This window comes from Streptomyces sp. NBC_00568, from assembly GCF_026341855.1.
GTDB lineage: Bacteria > Actinomycetota > Actinomycetes > Streptomycetales > Streptomycetaceae > Streptomyces.
Map to the genome: position 1 here is coordinate 1,900,829 of NZ_JAPENW010000001.1, position 15,721 is coordinate 1,916,549.

The window sequence follows — 15,721 nt, forward strand, 5'->3', positions numbered from 1 at the left end:
ACGCAATCGTGCCCCTCGGCGCTGGCCTCCCAACTGCGGGGTCACGGGAGACACGGGCCCGGTGGGCAACTCCCGCTCGGGGAGCGCCGCGTGGTGCGCGGGCGGCATACGACGGCTCTATGGAGTTCTGAGGTTCCGGTGTTGCCATACCGCTGGGGGTACAACTGTGTCGTATGCGGGGCCTGACAGGAGTGAGACTCTAGCCGTATCCCGACGCCGCAAGGCAATTCCGCGTCGCGTGTGAAAGCTCACACCTCGTTTGCCCCAGTCGTTTCCCGGAAACCTGGGCGCAGCAAGACGCCGCCCGGCTAGGCTCTTCGCCTTTGCCGGACGGCGCCAACCAGCGTGTATCCACCACCCTTTGACCAGGTGGGGACAGTGGGGATCAGATCTGCCCGTCCTCCAGCATTTCGGTCACGAGTGCCGCAATCTGGGACCTCTCCGAACGATTCAGCGTGACGTGCGCGAAGAGCGGATGGCCCTTCAACTTCTCCACGACGGCGACCACTCCGTCGTACCGCCCGACGCGCAGATTGTCCCTTTGCGCCACATCGTGGGTCAGAACGACCCGCGAATTGGCGCCGATCCGGGACAGAACCGTCAGCAGGACATTCCGCTCCAGGGACTGGGCCTCGTCCACGATCACGAACGCGTCGTGGAGCGAGCGGCCACGGATGTGCGTGAGTGGCAGAACCTCCAGCATGCCGCGGGCGGTGACCTCCTCGATGACCTCGCGGCTGGTGACCGCGGAGAGCGTGTCGAAGACCGCCTGCGCCCAGGGGCTCATCTTCTCGGACTCGGAACCGGGCAGATAGCCGAGTTCCTGCCCGCCCACCGCGTACAGCGGCCGGAAGACCATCACCTTCTGGTGCTGGCGGCGTTCGAGGACGGCCTCCAGGCCCGCGCAGAGCGCGAGCGCGGACTTGCCGGTGCCGGCCCGGCCGCCCATCGACACGATCCCGATGTCCGGGTCGAGCAGCAGATCGAGCGCGATGCGCTGCTCGGCGCTGCGGCCCTTGATGCCGAACGCCTCACGGTCCCCGCGTACGAGCCGGACGTTTCCCTCGGAGGTGACACGGCCGAGGGCCTTGCCGCGCTCCGACTGGATCGTCAGGCCCGTGTGCACGGGCAGGTCGGCCGCTTCCGGGACGTACGCGTGTCCCTCCTCGAAGAGGAGGTCCACCTGCTCGCCGGGCAGGGTCAGTTCGGACATTCCGGTCCACCCGGAAGAGCCCGTGATGGCGAGCTCCGCGCGGTACTCCTCGGCGAGGAGACCCACGGAGGACGCCTTGATCCTGAGCGGCAGGTCCTTCGAGACGACGGTGACGTCGTACCCCTCGGCCTGCAGGTTGCGGGCGACCGCGAGGATGCGGGAGTCGTTGTCCCCCAGGCGATACCCGCTGGGCAGGACGCTGGGGTCCGAGTGATTGAGCTCGACGCGTACCGTCCCGCCGAGGTCCCCGACGGGAATCGGGGAGTCGAGGCGGCCGTGCCGGACCCGGAACTCGTCGAGCAGGCGCAGTGCCTGCCGGGCGAAGTAGCCGAGTTCGGGATGGTGCCGCTTGGCCTCCAGCTCCGTGACCACGACGATCGGGAGCACCACTTCATGCTCGTCGAAGCGGCTCAGGGCATTGGGGTCGGCCAGCAGGACGCTGGTGTCGAGAACATAGGTGCGCCGGTCTGTCTTATGGCGCTTTGTGCTGGTCACCACGGAAGGACGTACCCCCTCGGATGAGGTCGGGGAGCGACGAAGGAGATCTGGACCGGTCTCGGGCACCGATGCGCGGGCCGAAAACCGGCCCTCCGCTTCGTCCGTACTGACCGCACGGTCGGGCTGGTGCAAAGGGCCTCCCGGGCGGACGGCCCCGTGCCGTCCGCTGAGATCCGACACCCGTGGTTCGGGTGTCGACCTGCAAGGCTTATGCCCTCGAACGAGCCAAGCCATGCCACGGCATATGACGGCGCGTTCGTTAACTCCCGATGACGTACGTCCCCGCAGGGTGCCCCGAGTGACGCGGGGCACCCCGGAATTCAGCCTCCGTAACGGCGGTGTCGCGCCGCGTAGTCACGCAGGGCGCGCAGGAAGTCGACCTTGCGGAAGGCGGGCCAGAAGACTTCGCAGAAGTAGTACTCGGAGTGAGCGGTCTGCCAGAGCATGAATCCGGACAGCCGCTGCTCGCCGCTGGTGCGGATCACCAGGTCCGGATCGGGCTGGGCGCCGGTGTAGAGGTGCTTGCCGATCAGGTCGACGTCGACGCGGTCCGCGAGGTCCTCCATCGAGGTGCCCTTGTCGGCGGCGTCGAGGATCATCGAGCGCACGGCGTCGGCGATCTCCTGGCGGCCGCCGTAGCCGATGGCGACGTTGACGACTATCCCCTCGACATGCGCGGTGGTCTCCTCGGCCTCCTTGAGGGCCGACTGCATCGCGGAGGGCAGGATGTCGCGCGTGCCGACATGGTGCACCCGCCAGCGGCCGTCGGCGGCGAGGGTGCGGACGACGCCCTCGATGATGCCGAGCAGCGGGCCGAGTTCCTCCTGCGGGCGGTCGAAGTTGTCGGTGGACAGCAGCCACAGAGTGACGACCTCGACATCGGTCTCGGAGCACCAGCCGAGGAATTCCCCGATCTTGTCGGCTCCGGCCCGGTGGCCCTGGGCGGTGGTGGAACCCGCCGCCTTCGCCCAACGGCGGTTGCCGTCCATGATGACGCCGATGTGCTTGGGCACCTGGTCGTGGTCGAGGTGGCCTTCCACCCTGCGTGCATAGAACCTGACCAGCAGGCGGCGCAGGTTGTCGCGCAAGGTCACGTGTTGTCAGCCCCTCCGTGCGAATCGGACAGACGCGCCCGAGCACAGTCCCTGTCCATATGGCGGTCCCCCGCGGGGCGAAGCCTACCGCTGTGAGACGCGAGCGCTCCCGTGGGGCCTCTGCACCCTGACATAGGTTCGCCCCCATGAACGACCCCTCTCTGTACCGGGCCGCGACCGAGCGGTACGACACGATGGAGTACCGGCGTTCGGGACGCAGCGGCCTCAAGCTGCCCGCGATCTCGCTCGGCCTGTGGCACAACTTCGGCGACGACCGCTCGCTGGACTCCCAGCGCGCGATCCTGCGCCGCGCCTTCGACCTCGGCGTCACGCACTTCGACCTCGCCAACAACTACGGGCCGCCGGCCGGCTCGGCGGAGCTCAACTTCGGCACGCTGCTGAAGCAGGACTTCGCCTCCTACCGGGATGAACTGGTCATCTCGACCAAGGCGGGCTACCTCATGCACCCCGGCCCCTACGGCGAGTGGGGCTCCCGCAAGTACCTGCTGTCCTCCCTGGACGCCTCGCTGCGGCGGATGGGCGTCGACCACGTCGACATCTTCTACTCGCACCGCTTCGACCCGGACACCCCGCTGGAGGAGACGATGGGCGCGCTCGCGTCCGCCGTCCAGCAGGGAAAGGCGCTGTACGTCGGCGTCTCCTCGTACACCAGCGAGCAGACGGCGGAGGCGGCCCGGATCCTCACCTCGATGGGGGTCCGTCCGCTCATCCACCAGCCCTCGTACTCGATGATCAACCGCTGGACCGAGGAAGACGGCCTGCTCGACACGCTGGAGGCGGCCGGCATGGGCTGCATCTCCTTCGTGCCGCTCGCGCAGGGCCTGCTGACGGGCAAGTACCTCCAGGGCATCCCGGAGGGCTCGCGTGCCACCCAGGGCAAGTCGCTGGACCCGGAACTGCTGAGCGACGACGTCGTACGCCGGCTGAACGGACTGAACGACATCGCGGTCCGGCGCGGTCAGTCCCTCGCCCAGCTCGCGCTCACCTGGGTGCTGCGCGACGAGCGGATGACCTCCGCCCTCATCGGCGCGTCCAGCGTGAGGCAGCTGGAGGAGAACGCGGCGGCACTGGCGGCCCCGAAGCTCACGGACGAGGAACTGAAGGAGATCGACACGTTCGCGGTGTCGACGCCGGGCACGAACATCTGGGCCGGACGCCACTGAGTCACCGGAATCCCCCGCCGCGCGAGGCGGCCGGGTCCGGGGGCGCACGGGGGCGCCCGCCGGACCGGCCGTCGCGGGCACAAAAAACGGGCCGGTCCGTGGGGGGGAGACGGACCGGCCCGAGGGGGGGTTTCCACCATAACCCTTCGTAAGTGATGCTGCGTGCATCCGCGTGCCACAACTACTCTCCGGAGTCGCCCGACAACGCCGCGATGAGCGCGGAACCATCGATTCCGGGTGTGATCATGGCCGAATCGCAGCTGATTCAAAGGGAATCGCGGAGGATCGGTGGAGATCCAATGGGTCTGCGCCCGCTTGTGGGGCGTGGCGCCGACTTGTCCCGGGGTACTCCGGGAGAGTGACGCGCGTGGCGCGCTCCCGCTTGACGCCGCCGCTAACTTCGCACCCATGGCCACGTTCACGACGGACACGACGGAGGGGGCGGGCGAGCCGGTGCCCCTGGAGCTCGCCGCGACGGCGCGCTCCCGGCGGCGCGGACTGCTCGGGCGGGACGGGATCGAGGGCGCGCTGCTGCTGAGACCGGCGAACTCGGTGCACACGCTGGGGATGCGTTTCGCGATCGACGTCGCCTATCTGGACCGGACGTCGCGGGTCCTGGCGGTGCGCACGATGCGTCCGGGCCGGCTGGGGCTGCCACGACCGCGGGCCCGGCAGGTCCTGGAGGCGGAGGCCGGTGCGATGGAGCGGTGGGGTGTGCGGCGCGGGGTGCGGATCGCGGTCCAGGACGGCTGACAGCACGTCACCACATGAAGGCAGCACCGCGCAGCCCCCTCCTCTGCGCGGTGCCACACGCGCAGCTTTGCTGACGCGAATTACCTTGGTCTGAACTTACGTGAGCCGAACGGACTAGGCGACCCACTCTCGATAACGATGTGGAAAACCCGTGGAGATGCGCGGCGGACCCTCCGGCGCACACCCGGATCCCGTCCGTCATCCGGACGGACATCTCACGCCGAGCACCCCTCATTGGGGTGTTTTCGGTCAATCGTCCCGCGGGGGCGCCGATCAGCCCGTCCGCCCGCGCCGTGCCCCTCCCGAAGCCTCCGCACAGCGGACAGGAACCGACCTCTTTCCCCTCTAGCGTCGGCCGTATGACCTTGAGGATCACATGGGACGAGGCGAGCGCCCGGCGCCTGGAACGGCAGTTCCTGTCCGTTCCCGCGCGGGCCGGGGCACCGGTCGCCGAGGTGGTCGGCGCGATGCTCGGCGCCCACGCGCAGGTGCTGTCGGCGGCCGAGGTGTCGGTGGGCGTACGGGCCGAGGGCGTGACCCGGGCGGACGTGCGAGCGGCGCTGCGGGAGGAGCGCTCGCTGCTGAAGACGTACGGCCCGCGCGGCACCCTTCATCTGCTGCCGGCCGCCGGACTCTCCTTCTGGACCGCCGCTCTGACGGCGATTCCGACCGGTCCGAGCCCGTTCGCGCAGGGTGCCCGGATGACCGTGGCACAGGCCGACGAGGTCGTCGCCGCGATCGCCGACGCCCTGGCCGGCACCTCGCTGACCATCGACGAACTGAGCGAGGCGGTCGTGGCGCGCACCGGACCGTGGGCCGGGGACCTGGTGATGCCCGCGTTCCAGGGGATGTGGCCGCGCTGGCGGCAGGTGATGCACCGGGCGGGCCAGCGGGGCGCCCTGTGCCTCGGCCCCAACCGGGGCCGCAAGGTGACGTACACCCGGCCTCCGCACTTCCGGCCGATGGCCGCCGACGAGGCACTCTCCCTGCTCGTACGCCGGCATCTGCGCGCCTACGGTCCGGCGACGGCGGCGCACTTCGCCCAGTGGGCGGCGGCACCCCGGGGCTGGGCCCGCGACCTCTTCGCGACGCTCGCCGACGCCGGGGAGATCGAGGAGGTCGACTTCGCGGGCGGACCGGCGTGGGTGGCGGCGGGCGACACGGACTTCCCGGGTGAACCGGCAAGCGGGGTCCGGCTGTTGCCGTATTTCGACGCGTACGGCATCGGCTGCCGCCCCCGTGAACTGCTGTTCCCCGGGGCCGCCTACGAGCGGGCGCTGGCCGGCGGCCAGGCGGGGAACCATCCGGTGCTGCTCATCGACGGAGTGGTGTCGGGGGTCCGGCACCAGCGGCGCAGCGGACGCCGTACGACGGTCACCGTGGAGCCGCTGGTACGGCTGACGGCGGCCCTGGAGAGGGAGTTGGCACGGCAGGTGGACCGGGTGGGCGAAATCCTTGAGGCGACACCGGAGTTGGTGGTGGGGAAGGTGACGTCTGGACCGCACGCGTGACGGCTGATGTGCAGGGGTGACGGCGGGGTGTGCGGGTTCTCCGGCCTCCGCGGCTTGCGCGGCGGTAAGGCCTGCGGGTCCGGGGACCGGACCTCCGGGACCTCCGGGATCTGCGGGGTGGCTAGGCCTCCGCGTCTCGGATCCCCCGGGGCTTGCGTGCCTCGATCAGGAAGCGGGTGCTGTGGGCGACGAACGGGCCCTCCGTCTCGATCTGTTCGTGCAGGGCACGGAGCCTTTCCCGGTACGCGTCGACGGTGAAGCCCGGGACCATCCAGATCACCTTGCGCAGGAAGTGGACGACGGCGCCGATGTCGTGGAACTCCATGCGCAGCCGCTCCGAGCGCAGATCGACGACGTCGAGCCCGGCGGCCTCGGCGGCGGCGCGGGCGCGGCCCGGGTCGCGGCCGTTCCTGACCTCCTCCGGCTGCGGGCCGAGGAAGTACTCGACGAGTTCGAAGACGCTCGCGGGGCCGACCTGCTGGGAGAAATAGGTGCCGCCGGGGCACAGCACGCGCGCGACCTCGTCCCAGTACGTCGCCACCGGGTGCCGGCTGGTGACCAGGTCGAAGGCGCCGGCCGCGAACGGCAGCGGCGCGCCCTCCGGGCTGGCGACCACCACGGCGCCCCGGGGATGGAGCAGGGCGGTGGCCTTCGCGACGTTCGGCGGCCAGCCCTCGGTGGCGACGGTGAGCCCGGGCAGCTTCGGGGCGGAGTTCAGGACCTCCCCTCCGCCCGTCTGGATGTCGAGGGCGCCGCGCGCTCGGCCCAGCCGCTCCCCCATCGCCCGCGCGTACCCCCACGAGGGCCGCTCCTCGGTGGCCCGGCCCTCGAACCAGGAGAAGTCCCAGCCGTCGACGGACACCGTCTCGGCTTCGGTGACGAGGTCGTCGAAGGTGCGCGCGGTGCTCATGGGGCGATTCTCGCAACGGGCGCGGTACCGGGCGACTCAATTTCCCGGGCGGGCGATGTCAGTGCCCGCTGCTACTTTCCGGGCATGACGACGAATCCGGGAGCCGCGCCGACGCCGTACACCGACGGCGAGAAGGAAACCCTGCACGCCAGTCTCGACCGGCATCGGGACGCCGTGCTGTGGAAGCTCCAGGGCCTGGACGACGAGCAGGTCAGACGGGTGATGACCCCGTCCGGCACCAACCTGCTCGGGCTGGTGAAGCACCTCGCGTCCGTCGAGTACGGCTGGTTCTGCTCGGCCTTCGGCCGCGAGGTCGAGCCGCTGTGGTTCGACCCCTCCTCCGGCGAGGACATGAGCGCGGGGCAGGGCGAGACGACGGAGCGGATCGTCGAGTTCTACGGCCGCGCCCGCACCGCCGCCGACCGGACCGTCACCGAGCTGGCGCTCGACGACGTGGGCACGACGGGGAGCGGCCGGGCCGTCTCGTTGCGCTGGGTGCTGGTCCACATGATCGAGGAGACGGCACGGCACGCGGGCCACATGGACATCGTGCGGGAGCTGATCGACGGGGGAACGGGGGATCACCGGCCGGGCTGACCGACCTTCTGACCCGCCGGGCTGACCGACCGGTCCGACGGCCAGGTTGACCGACCGGTTCGGCGGCTGGGCTGACCGACCGGTTCGGCGGCTCGGCTGACCGGTCGCCCGGCCGGGCTCCTCCGTCGTGCCGGACCGTCACCGACCGGACGGGTCCCGGCGGAGCAGCGGGCGCACCTGTCCGGCCGCGAACCGGACGAACCCCTCGGGGTCCGGCTCGTCCGCGGTGGGCTGGAGGACCACCGTGTCGGCGCCGGCCTCCGCGAGCCGCCGGACGGCCTTGGCCACGGACTCCGCGTCGCCCGCGACACCGTGTTCCGGGACGGGGTTCTCGCCGTTGGCCTCGAGCTCGGCGCGCAGCCGGGCGGCCGCGTCGGCCCCGGTGGTGGTGTGCAGATAGACGACCACCCGGTGGTGTCCGGACGTCCGTCCCGCCGCCTGCCGTCCCTCCTCGATGAGCCGGCGGGCCCGCCGTACCCCGTCGAGGGTGGTCGAGGCGGTGAGGACGGTGCCGTCGGCCACCTCACCGGCGAGCCGGAGCGTGCGGGGCCCGGTGGCGCCGGTGAGGACCTCGGGCGCCTCGGCGGGCGGCCAGTCGAGGGCCACGCCGTCGAGCTTCACGTACCGCCCGTCGGAGGTCACGCGTTCGCCGCGCAACAGGGCGCGCAGCGCCTCGAGATGCTCACGCAGCAGGGTCACGGGCGACTCGGCCCGCGCCCCGACCTGCTCCATCCACTCCTGTACGCCGTGGCCGACCGCGAGGACGGCTCGCCCGGGGAACAGCCGGTGCAGGGTGGCGGCCTCCATCGCGGTGACGGCGACGTTCCGCAGCGGGACGGGCAGCAGGCCCACGCCCACTGTGAGCCGCTCGGTCCAGGCGAGTGCGGCCGCGGCGGCCGAGACGCCTCCTTCGAGGAAGCAGTCCTCCCACAGCCACAGCTCCTCGAGACCCGCCTCCTCCGCCTCGCGCGCCACGGCGCGCAGCCGCTCGGGAGGCAGTTGGGGCCGGAAGACAACACCGAGTGACGTCATGCCGCCTTCCTATCGACGCCGCCGTGCACGGACAACCGCATTACGCGTCATCGGTGCCCGCGGTGTCTGCGGTGCCGGTCGTGTCGGTGGTCTCGGTCGTGCCGGTGGTCTCGGTCGTGTCGGTGGCTCCGGCGGTGCCGGTGGTCCTGTCGCGCTCGTAGCGCAGGAGGACGACGCCGTTCCCGAAGCGCCGCGTCTCGATGAGGCGGAGTTCGGTCAGGGCGTCGGACTCGGCGAAGAGCGGCTTGCCGCGCCCGATGAGCACGGGGTGCACGTACAGCCTGATCTGGTCCACGAGGTCGTGCCGGAGGAACTCCGCGGCGAGATCGGCGCCACTGAGTGCGATGTCCCCGCCCGGTTGTGCTTTCAGCGCCCGGATCTCCTCGGGCACGACTTCCCGTACGACGGTGGTGTGCCACTCGGCGTGCTTGAGCGTCCTCGAGAACACCACCTTGGGCATGTTCCGCCAGATCCTGGCGAACTCGACCTCCTCCGGGCTGCTCTGCGGGTTCTTGTCGGCCGTCGGCCAGTACGCGGCCATCAGCTGGTGCGTCACCCGTCCGGAGAGCAGGGCGCCATAGCCCCTGACCAGGTCATTGAAGTGCTGGTGCAGCTCTGCGTCGACCCGGTGCCAGTCGATCTCCTTGTTCGGGCCCTCGATGAATCCGTCGAGGGACACCGACGACATCAACACGATCTTCCTCATGGCGGACTCCACCGACTCGTGCGCGACCAATTCGTCGGGGGAATGCTGCCAGGCGGCCCGGCGCCGGAGAAGGTGACGCGCGCGTCAGGCCTTGTCTCCTGCGGCCGAGCCCCTCGGGAAGGTCACCTCCACACGGCGGTTCTTGCGGCGGCCCTGTTCGGAGGTGTTGTCGGCGATCGGGTAGTCCTCGCTGTACCCCCGCACCTGGAAGGTGACGTCCGTGGAGCCGAGCGCGGCGGCCAGCCGGTCGTGGACCTGTTCCGCGCGCTTCTTGGAGAGCGTCAGGCCGTGCGCGTACGAGCCGAGGTTGTCGGTGAAGCCGAAGACGCGGACGGTCGTCGCGTTCTGGGCCTTGATCTCGTCCGCGATCGCCTGGATACGGGACTGGGCGTCCGGGTTCAGTTTCGAACTGTCCTTCGGGAAGAGCACCTCCGCCTGGAGCGCGAACGTCACATCCGAGTTGGTGTCCTCCCGGCGCTCCTCGCCCCCCAGGTCCTCCACGACCGACTTGATGTCCAGCACCTTGGCGGGCGCCAGCGTCGCACCGTCGGCGAGCTTGAGCCCGGGGCTGTTGGCGTCGACGTCGGGCGGCGGGGAGGTGGTGACGCTGCCGGGCGGGGCGCTGGGGTCGTCGTCGTCCGCGTACGCGGGACCCGGAAGTCCGAGGGTGATCAGCACGGCGAGGGCCGTGAACGTCGTCGCGACGCCGCGGGTCGGGAGGGCCATGGCTCAGCCCTCGGAGATCTCGATGGAGGCGGGGGGCATCGAGCCGACCTGGAAGTCGACGGCCGTGGTTTCGGCGGGGGGTGCGGGGAATTGGGCGAACCACTGGGCGGTCGCGCCCTGGCGGACGCCACCGGTGAACTGCGTGCACAGGCAGCGGCCCGAGGTGTCCCGGAGGATGAAGTACTTCTTCTTGCCCTTTTGGTCGATCAGGTTGGCGCCGGCGATGGACGCCCCGTTCTTGGACAGCTCACGTTCGTCACCGCGCCAGTTCGCCGCGATCCAGGTGTTGTCCGTGTTGTTCGTGACCGTCCCTTCGACGGTCACGAAGCCCCCCTGGTCACGCTTGGCGGATGTGACCGTGAGCGTGAGTCCGTTCTCGCCTTTGACTTCCGCGAGCACCGCTTCGGACTCCGGCGTCTGCGTCTCCGCCTTGCCGCCGCCGCTGCTGCTGCTCTTGGTGGAAGCCGATGGGGACGAAGCCCCCTTGTCGGATTCCCCGTCACCTCCCCCGCCGCAGCCGGCCACCGTGAGGAGCAGCCCAGCCGTGATCGCCACCGCGCTCAGAGCCGTACGGCCCTTCCTGGTGTGCCGAAAGTCCATCGGTACGGCTTCCTCTCACTCGGCCAGGTGCACGGAGAAGAGCACCGACGCGTCCGGTAGGTCGTCCGGGTTGAAGTCTCCGGGGTCGATGTTCACGATCTCCCCGTCACAGGCGAGTTCGACGGGCTTCTCGGGATCCGCGTCCGGATCGAAATCGCAGCGCGGCTGAATCACCGCGACGGCATGGGCCTCGGCATGCATGCCCTCGGTGCCAGGGATGATCGAGTCGCCGACGGTGTAGTTGGTCTGGATGTCGGCCCGGTACCCGGGGTAGCCGTTCTTCCTGACGAACTGCCATCCCTGGAGGCTGGAGTCGTTCGCGGCGGCCAGTTGCTGGGCCGCGGCGCCCGCCCCGGCCCCGTCGGCCTCCTGATCGCCGTCCAGCCAGTCCAGCCAGTTGTCTTCCTCGCCGACGGCACCCGCCAGGCGGTCGATCACTTCGTCCCGGAAATCCTGCGCGGCCGCCAACGCGGCAGCGTCCGCCGCGGATTGAGCTCCATTGCGGGCGGACGCTGCTTGGGCGAAGGCGAAGAAGGCGAGCGCGGCGAACAGCAGAATCACCGTCAGCCAGATGTAGATGGGGAGGGTCTGCCCCCGGTCGCTCCGCGCTCGTACGAGGGTCAGCCGCCGATGACGTCCGTCACGGCGTTGAGGATGGCTGTCGAGATCAGCCCGTCCAGTCCGAGGCTGTCGATCAACGTGAAGATCCCCGCAATGATGATCATCAGGCCCGCGTACTCCACGAACCCCGCTCCCGCGTCCCGGTTCGTGCCCCGCATGCGGGAGACCACGGTTCGTGTCCACACGGTGAACCTGCTCATCAGCACTGCCCTCCCACCCGACGCCACTAACGACTCGAGCACCGTACGTGAGAAGCCGCCTACTCCGGGTGGGCCCAGGGGCCCAACTTCCGGGCCGTGGAGTCATCGGCTCCACCCCCCGTGGGCCGTGCCCAGCCAGTGGGCGATCGCTTCGCTGCGCGAAGAACTGTGCAGCTTCGCGAAGATGCGGTTGATGTGATTCTTGACGGTCTTCTCGGTGATGAAGCAGGTGGCGGCGATCTGGCGGTTGTTCATGCCGGCGGCGATGAGGTCCATCACCTCCACCTCCCTTGAACTCAGGCCGAAATCAGGCTGATTGAGGGCGCGGCGGTGAAGTCCCGCCGCGGGTACGGGCCGAGCCTCCGACGACTGTGACACAGTTGGTTGCAGATGCGAAGTGGACGAGGGTGTTTGGTGCGAAACTCCGATTGAATCCGGGACAGTCGGGCGTCCGTGACGGACATCCCGCACCGCGGCGATCAGTTCGGCCGCCGTGAACTCGCCATGGACGAGATAGCCGGAGGCGCCTTTGCGCAGCGCTTCCGCCACGACCTCGGGTTCGCGGCTGTATGTCAGCATCATCACCGGGGCGATCCTGGACAGTTCGGGCAGCGCGGTGAGGCCGTCCGTGCCGGGCATGCGGACGTCGAGGAGCACCACGTCCGGGGTGAGGCGGGCGGCGCAGGCCAGCGCCTCCCCGCCGTCCCGCGCCGCCGCGACGACCGTGATGTCGGGGTGCGCTTCCAGCAGCGCGCTCAGGCCGGCCCGGACGACCGGGTTGTCGTCGGCCACCAGGACACGCAGGGGCGGGCCGGAAAGTGCCTGGTCAGGCATGTGCGGCCTCCTCTTGGGGAGTGGGGGAAGAGGGAAGGGCCGCCGACGGGAGCGGGAGCGTCAGACGGACCTCGGTGCCCCCTTGCGGGGATCGGTCCAGTGCGATCAGGCCGCCGACGCATGCGGCCCGTTCCGTCATGCCGAGCAGGCCGAAATGGCCGGATCTCGTCCAGGCGGCCAGTGCGGCGGGAGTCGCCGCCGTCGGCAGTCCGACTCCGTCGTCCCGTACGGAGAGCGCGAACTCGTGCGCCGACAGTGCGAGTTCGATCGACACTCCGCTCGCGCCCGCGTGGCGGTGGGCGTTCTCCAGGGCCTCGGAGACGATCGCCAGGACGTGGTGGGCCGTGGTGCAGGGAAGAACGGGGTCCGCCCCCCGGTGCCGTACAGCGGCGGGGAGGCGGGTGCGGGACTCGAAGTCGGCCGTCATACGGCAGAGTTCGGGGAGAAGGTCGGTGTCGGGGGCGGTCAGGTCCGTATGGCGCCGCAGGTCCGTCAGGAGGGTGCGGGACTCCGTCGCGGCGAGGCGCGCCGCGTCGGCCACGACCGTCGCCTGACGTTTGAGTGCCTGCGGGTTCGCGCCGTCCGCCGTGACGGCCAGGGCTTCCGCGGCCAGCGCGAGGCCGTGCAGCGTCTTGGCCACCGAGTCGTGCATCTCCCGTGCCAGGCGGGTCCGTTCGGACTCCACGGCCTCCGCGACGGCGAGCCTGCTGGTCGCCTCGGACAGCGCCTGGCTGGCCGTGCCGAAGCGGAACATCAGATTGCGCAGGGTGACGCCGATGATGCCCGCGCCGATGCAGAAGCCCGCGACGAGGAGCGTGTTGGCGCCCGCGCCCGGCCGGTGTTCCCAGGCCCTGAAGACCGTGAGCAGGACGATGAGCTGGAGTCCGGTGAAGACGCCCGCGCCGCGCCAGCCGTAGAGCAGGCCCGACAGGAGCGGGGTGCAGACGGTGGCGTAGGCGAGGGGGGAGGCCGGGGACGCGGTGAGGAGCAGGACCGCGCCGAAGGTGAGGTCGAGGGCCATCAGGGTCGGGTGGGCGAGGAGGCGGGGGCCGAAACGGTCCCAGTCCCTGAGCATGGCGTAGGAGCCCATGACGCCGAGGACGGCCGCGGCGAGGACGGCGTAGCGGGCCAGGCCGTCCGTCGCGTTCGTCATCGCGAAGGGAGCGCCGATCGCGATGGCCGCGAGGCGGACCGCGAAGGCCTGACGGCACAGGGCCTGGAGGGCGTTGAGCTGGAGGCGGATGCCGCCGGGGGCGGGGGCGTCGTCCGCGAGGTAGCCGGTGGGCCGTTCGCGGCTCCGCCCGAGCAGCGAGGACCACCGTCGGACCGTGTCGCCGGCGCGCCCGGAGCGGCGCAGGGTGGCGTCCATCAGCGCCCCAGGATCGAGCCGAAGTTCGTCCCCGAGCCCAGGAACATGCCGGTCGCGATCAGGATCATCGTCGCCGGGAGCATGAAGACGAGGGTGACCATCGTGGCCTTGGGGATGGTCTTGGCTGCGCGGCGGCGGGCGTTCTGGGCGTCGGTGCGGCGCATGTCCGTGGCCAGCTGGATGAGGGTCTCGGCGATCGGGGAGCCGAGTTCCTCGCCCTGCTGGAGGGCCGAGACGAACTGGGCGACCTGCTCGGAGGAGTTGCGCCTGCGGAGTTCGTCGAAGGCCTGGCGGCGGCTGACGCCCATGTCCATCTGGCGCAGGGTGATGCGCAGTTCGTCGGCCCAGGGACCCTCGTACTTCTCCGCGACGCGGTCCAGGGCCTGGCGGAAGCCGAGGCCCGCCGAGACGACGACCGCGAGGACGTCGAGGAAGTCGGGCAGGGTGCGGTCGATGACCTCCTTGCGCTCGCGGACCGCCTGCCAGATCAGGGCGTCCGCGGCGACCAGGCCGAAGGCGAGGGTGAGGACGGCGAACAGGAGCTGGCCGTTGGAGAGGAAGACCAGACCGAGGATGACGCCGAAGATGCCGTACACCGCGCGGCGGGCCGCGTAGCGGTTCAGGGTCAGGCCGCCGGGGTTGCCCGCCATGTCGATACGGCGGCGTTTGGCGTCCACCCGCCGGGGGCCCATCAGGCGCAGGACGGTCGGCGCGAAGCGCATGCCGAGACGGTCGACGGCCGAGTCCGCCGTGGAGACCCGGGTGCCGCCGACCTCCAGGGCGAGCTGGAGATCGCTGGGGAGTTTGACGTCGGCACGGATCATCCGGACGCCCAGGAGGACGCCCGCGACGGCCGCGCCCATCAGGACGGCGAGCAGCAGCGGCAGCAACGTGACCCCTCCCTCACACTTCGATCTTGCCGAGCCGGCGGATGACGAAGAAGCCCACGGTGTAGAGGCCGAGGGCGAGCAGGACCAGGCCCTGGCCGAGCGGGGAGCCGGTGACGCGGGCGAGGGCTCCCTCGTTCGAGGAGTTGATCAGGACCAGGGAGCCGATGCCGAGGAAGGGGACCGTGAAGGCGGTCGCGTTGACCTCGGAGAGCATGGTGCGGACCTCGCGGCGGGTCTCCTTGCGGTCCTCCAGGGTCTGGGTGAGGTTGCGCAGGGAGCTGACCACCGAGCCACCCGCCTTGTTGGCGAGGACGAGGGTGGTGACGAGGACGATCAGCTCACGGGAGGGCAGGCGCTCGGAGAGCTCGCCGAGGGCGTCGTCGATGGTGCGGCCCAGCATCAACTGGTCGGCCACATGAGCGAGTTCCTCGCCCGCCGGGGCCTCCAGCTCCTCCGCCGCCATGGCGAGCGCCGTCCGCAGGGCCAGGCCCGCCGCCGTCGCGTTGGCCAGCAGGCGTGCCACGTCGGGGAGTTGGTTGATGAAGGCCTCGATGCGCTTCTGCCGCTGCCAGTTGAGGAAGACGGCCGCGCTCCACACCCCGAGGACGGCGGCGATCGGACCGAAGAACGGGGCGAGCGTCGCGGCGGCGATCAGCCACAGGGCGACGACCACTGCGGTGACGTAGGTGAAGAACTCCCCCGCCGTGAGGTCGAGTCCGGTGGCCGACAGGCGCAGGTGGATGGTGCGGCCGAGGCGGGTGCGGCGCAGTCGGCGGTCGATGCCCGCGAAGCGGCGTACCCGGCCGGACGCCGTGCGCAGCGGGCCGCCGCCGGAGAGGCGGTCGACGAGCGCCTGCCGCTGGGCGCGGCCCGAGGCGTACGAGTGAACGCCCGCGACGGCGAGTGTGCCGCCGAGGACGGTCCCGCCGAGGGCGAGGAGGGCAGGGTCGTTCATGGCTGCCTCCCTTCGGAGGTGGGCGGCT

17 protein-coding genes are annotated in these 15,721 nt (G+C 70.5%); 4 read left to right on the top strand and 13 right to left on the bottom strand.

Annotated elements, in window-relative coordinates; all coding sequences use genetic code 11:
• Nucleotides 1-385: 385 nt before the first annotated feature.
• Together OOK38_RS08085 and OOK38_RS08090 are read right to left on the bottom strand one after the other, a co-directional pair.
• Nucleotides 386-1,711, bottom strand: a complete 1,326-nt coding sequence (locus OOK38_RS08085) for a PhoH family protein (RefSeq protein WP_266762277.1) — start codon at nt 1,709-1,711, stop codon at nt 386-388.
• A 320-nt stretch (nt 1,712-2,031) separates the two neighbouring features.
• Nucleotides 2,032-2,805 carry an isoprenyl transferase gene (locus OOK38_RS08090; RefSeq protein WP_266762276.1) on the bottom strand — a complete coding sequence of 258 codons (774 nt, stop codon included), beginning with the start codon at nt 2,803-2,805 and terminating at the stop codon, nt 2,032-2,034.
• 146 nt (nt 2,806-2,951) lie between these two features.
• Between OOK38_RS08090 and mgrA the strand changes: the two genes are divergently transcribed.
• From mgrA to OOK38_RS08105, 3 genes are all read left to right on the top strand, one after another.
• Complete coding sequence (gene mgrA / locus OOK38_RS08095) at nt 2,952-3,989, top strand: L-glyceraldehyde 3-phosphate reductase (RefSeq protein ID WP_266848272.1); 1,038 nt, start codon at nt 2,952-2,954, stop codon at nt 3,987-3,989.
• A gap of 408 nt (nt 3,990-4,397) precedes the next feature.
• Complete coding sequence (locus OOK38_RS08100; RefSeq protein WP_266762272.1) at nt 4,398-4,742, top strand: DUF192 domain-containing protein; 345 nt, start codon at nt 4,398-4,400, stop codon at nt 4,740-4,742.
• 359 nt (nt 4,743-5,101) lie between these two features.
• Complete coding sequence (locus OOK38_RS08105; RefSeq protein ID WP_266848274.1) at nt 5,102-6,253, top strand: winged helix DNA-binding domain-containing protein; 1,152 nt, start codon at nt 5,102-5,104, stop codon at nt 6,251-6,253.
• Nucleotides 6,254-6,374: 121 nt separating this feature from the next.
• Here OOK38_RS08105 and OOK38_RS08110 read toward each other — a convergent pair whose 3' ends face one another.
• Entirely contained in the window at nt 6,375-7,163 is a 789-nt protein-coding gene (locus OOK38_RS08110) for a class I SAM-dependent methyltransferase (protein ID WP_266848276.1), read from the bottom strand.
• Nucleotides 7,164-7,247: 84 nt separating this feature from the next.
• On the opposite strand from OOK38_RS08110, the gene OOK38_RS08115 reads away from it, so the two are divergent.
• Nucleotides 7,248-7,760, top strand: coding sequence for a DinB family protein (locus OOK38_RS08115; RefSeq protein ID WP_266762268.1), 513 nt, complete (start codon nt 7,248-7,250; stop codon nt 7,758-7,760).
• A 138-nt stretch (nt 7,761-7,898) separates the two neighbouring features.
• Here OOK38_RS08115 and OOK38_RS08120 read toward each other — a convergent pair whose 3' ends face one another.
• The 10 genes from OOK38_RS08120 to OOK38_RS08165 all read right to left on the bottom strand — a co-directional run bounded on the left by OOK38_RS08120 (nt 7,899) and on the right by OOK38_RS08165 (nt 15,693).
• Nucleotides 7,899-8,792 (bottom strand): LLM class flavin-dependent oxidoreductase, encoded by an 894-nt coding sequence (locus OOK38_RS08120; RefSeq protein WP_266762266.1) that lies wholly within the window; start codon nt 8,790-8,792, stop codon nt 7,899-7,901.
• 40 nt (nt 8,793-8,832) lie between these two features.
• Complete coding sequence (locus tag OOK38_RS08125; protein WP_266762264.1) at nt 8,833-9,498, bottom strand: dihydrofolate reductase family protein; 666 nt, start codon at nt 9,496-9,498, stop codon at nt 8,833-8,835.
• An 84-nt stretch (nt 9,499-9,582) separates the two neighbouring features.
• Entirely contained in the window at nt 9,583-10,224 is a 642-nt protein-coding gene (locus OOK38_RS08130) for an OmpA family protein (RefSeq protein ID WP_266762262.1), read from the bottom strand.
• Nucleotides 10,225-10,227: 3 nt separating this feature from the next.
• Nucleotides 10,228-10,824, bottom strand: a complete 597-nt coding sequence (locus OOK38_RS08135; protein ID WP_266848278.1) for a hypothetical protein — start codon at nt 10,822-10,824, stop codon at nt 10,228-10,230.
• 15 nt (nt 10,825-10,839) lie between these two features.
• A complete protein-coding gene (locus OOK38_RS08140; protein WP_266849317.1) occupies nt 10,840-11,448 on the bottom strand; it encodes a pilus assembly protein TadG-related protein in 609 nt (202 codons plus the stop codon).
• Nucleotides 11,445-11,645: a hypothetical protein gene (locus tag OOK38_RS08145; RefSeq protein WP_266848279.1), complete on the bottom strand. Its 201-nt coding sequence runs from the start codon at nt 11,643-11,645 to the stop codon at nt 11,445-11,447. Before OOK38_RS08145 ends, OOK38_RS08140 begins: the two co-directional genes overlap by 4 nt.
• A gap of 102 nt (nt 11,646-11,747) precedes the next feature.
• Nucleotides 11,748-12,479 (bottom strand): response regulator transcription factor, encoded by a 732-nt coding sequence (locus tag OOK38_RS08150; protein WP_266848280.1) that lies wholly within the window; start codon nt 12,477-12,479, stop codon nt 11,748-11,750.
• Nucleotides 12,472-13,848, bottom strand: a complete 1,377-nt coding sequence (locus tag OOK38_RS08155; protein ID WP_266848282.1) for a sensor histidine kinase — start codon at nt 13,846-13,848, stop codon at nt 12,472-12,474. Before OOK38_RS08155 ends, OOK38_RS08150 begins: the two co-directional genes overlap by 8 nt.
• Nucleotides 13,848-14,738: a DUF5936 domain-containing protein gene (locus OOK38_RS08160; RefSeq protein ID WP_266848283.1), complete on the bottom strand. Its 891-nt coding sequence runs from the start codon at nt 14,736-14,738 to the stop codon at nt 13,848-13,850. Before OOK38_RS08160 ends, OOK38_RS08155 begins: the two co-directional genes overlap by 1 nt.
• Nucleotides 14,739-14,751: 13 nt before the next feature.
• Nucleotides 14,752-15,693: a type II secretion system F family protein gene (locus tag OOK38_RS08165; protein ID WP_266762252.1), complete on the bottom strand. Its 942-nt coding sequence runs from the start codon at nt 15,691-15,693 to the stop codon at nt 14,752-14,754.
• Nucleotides 15,694-15,721: the final 28 nt, after the last annotated feature.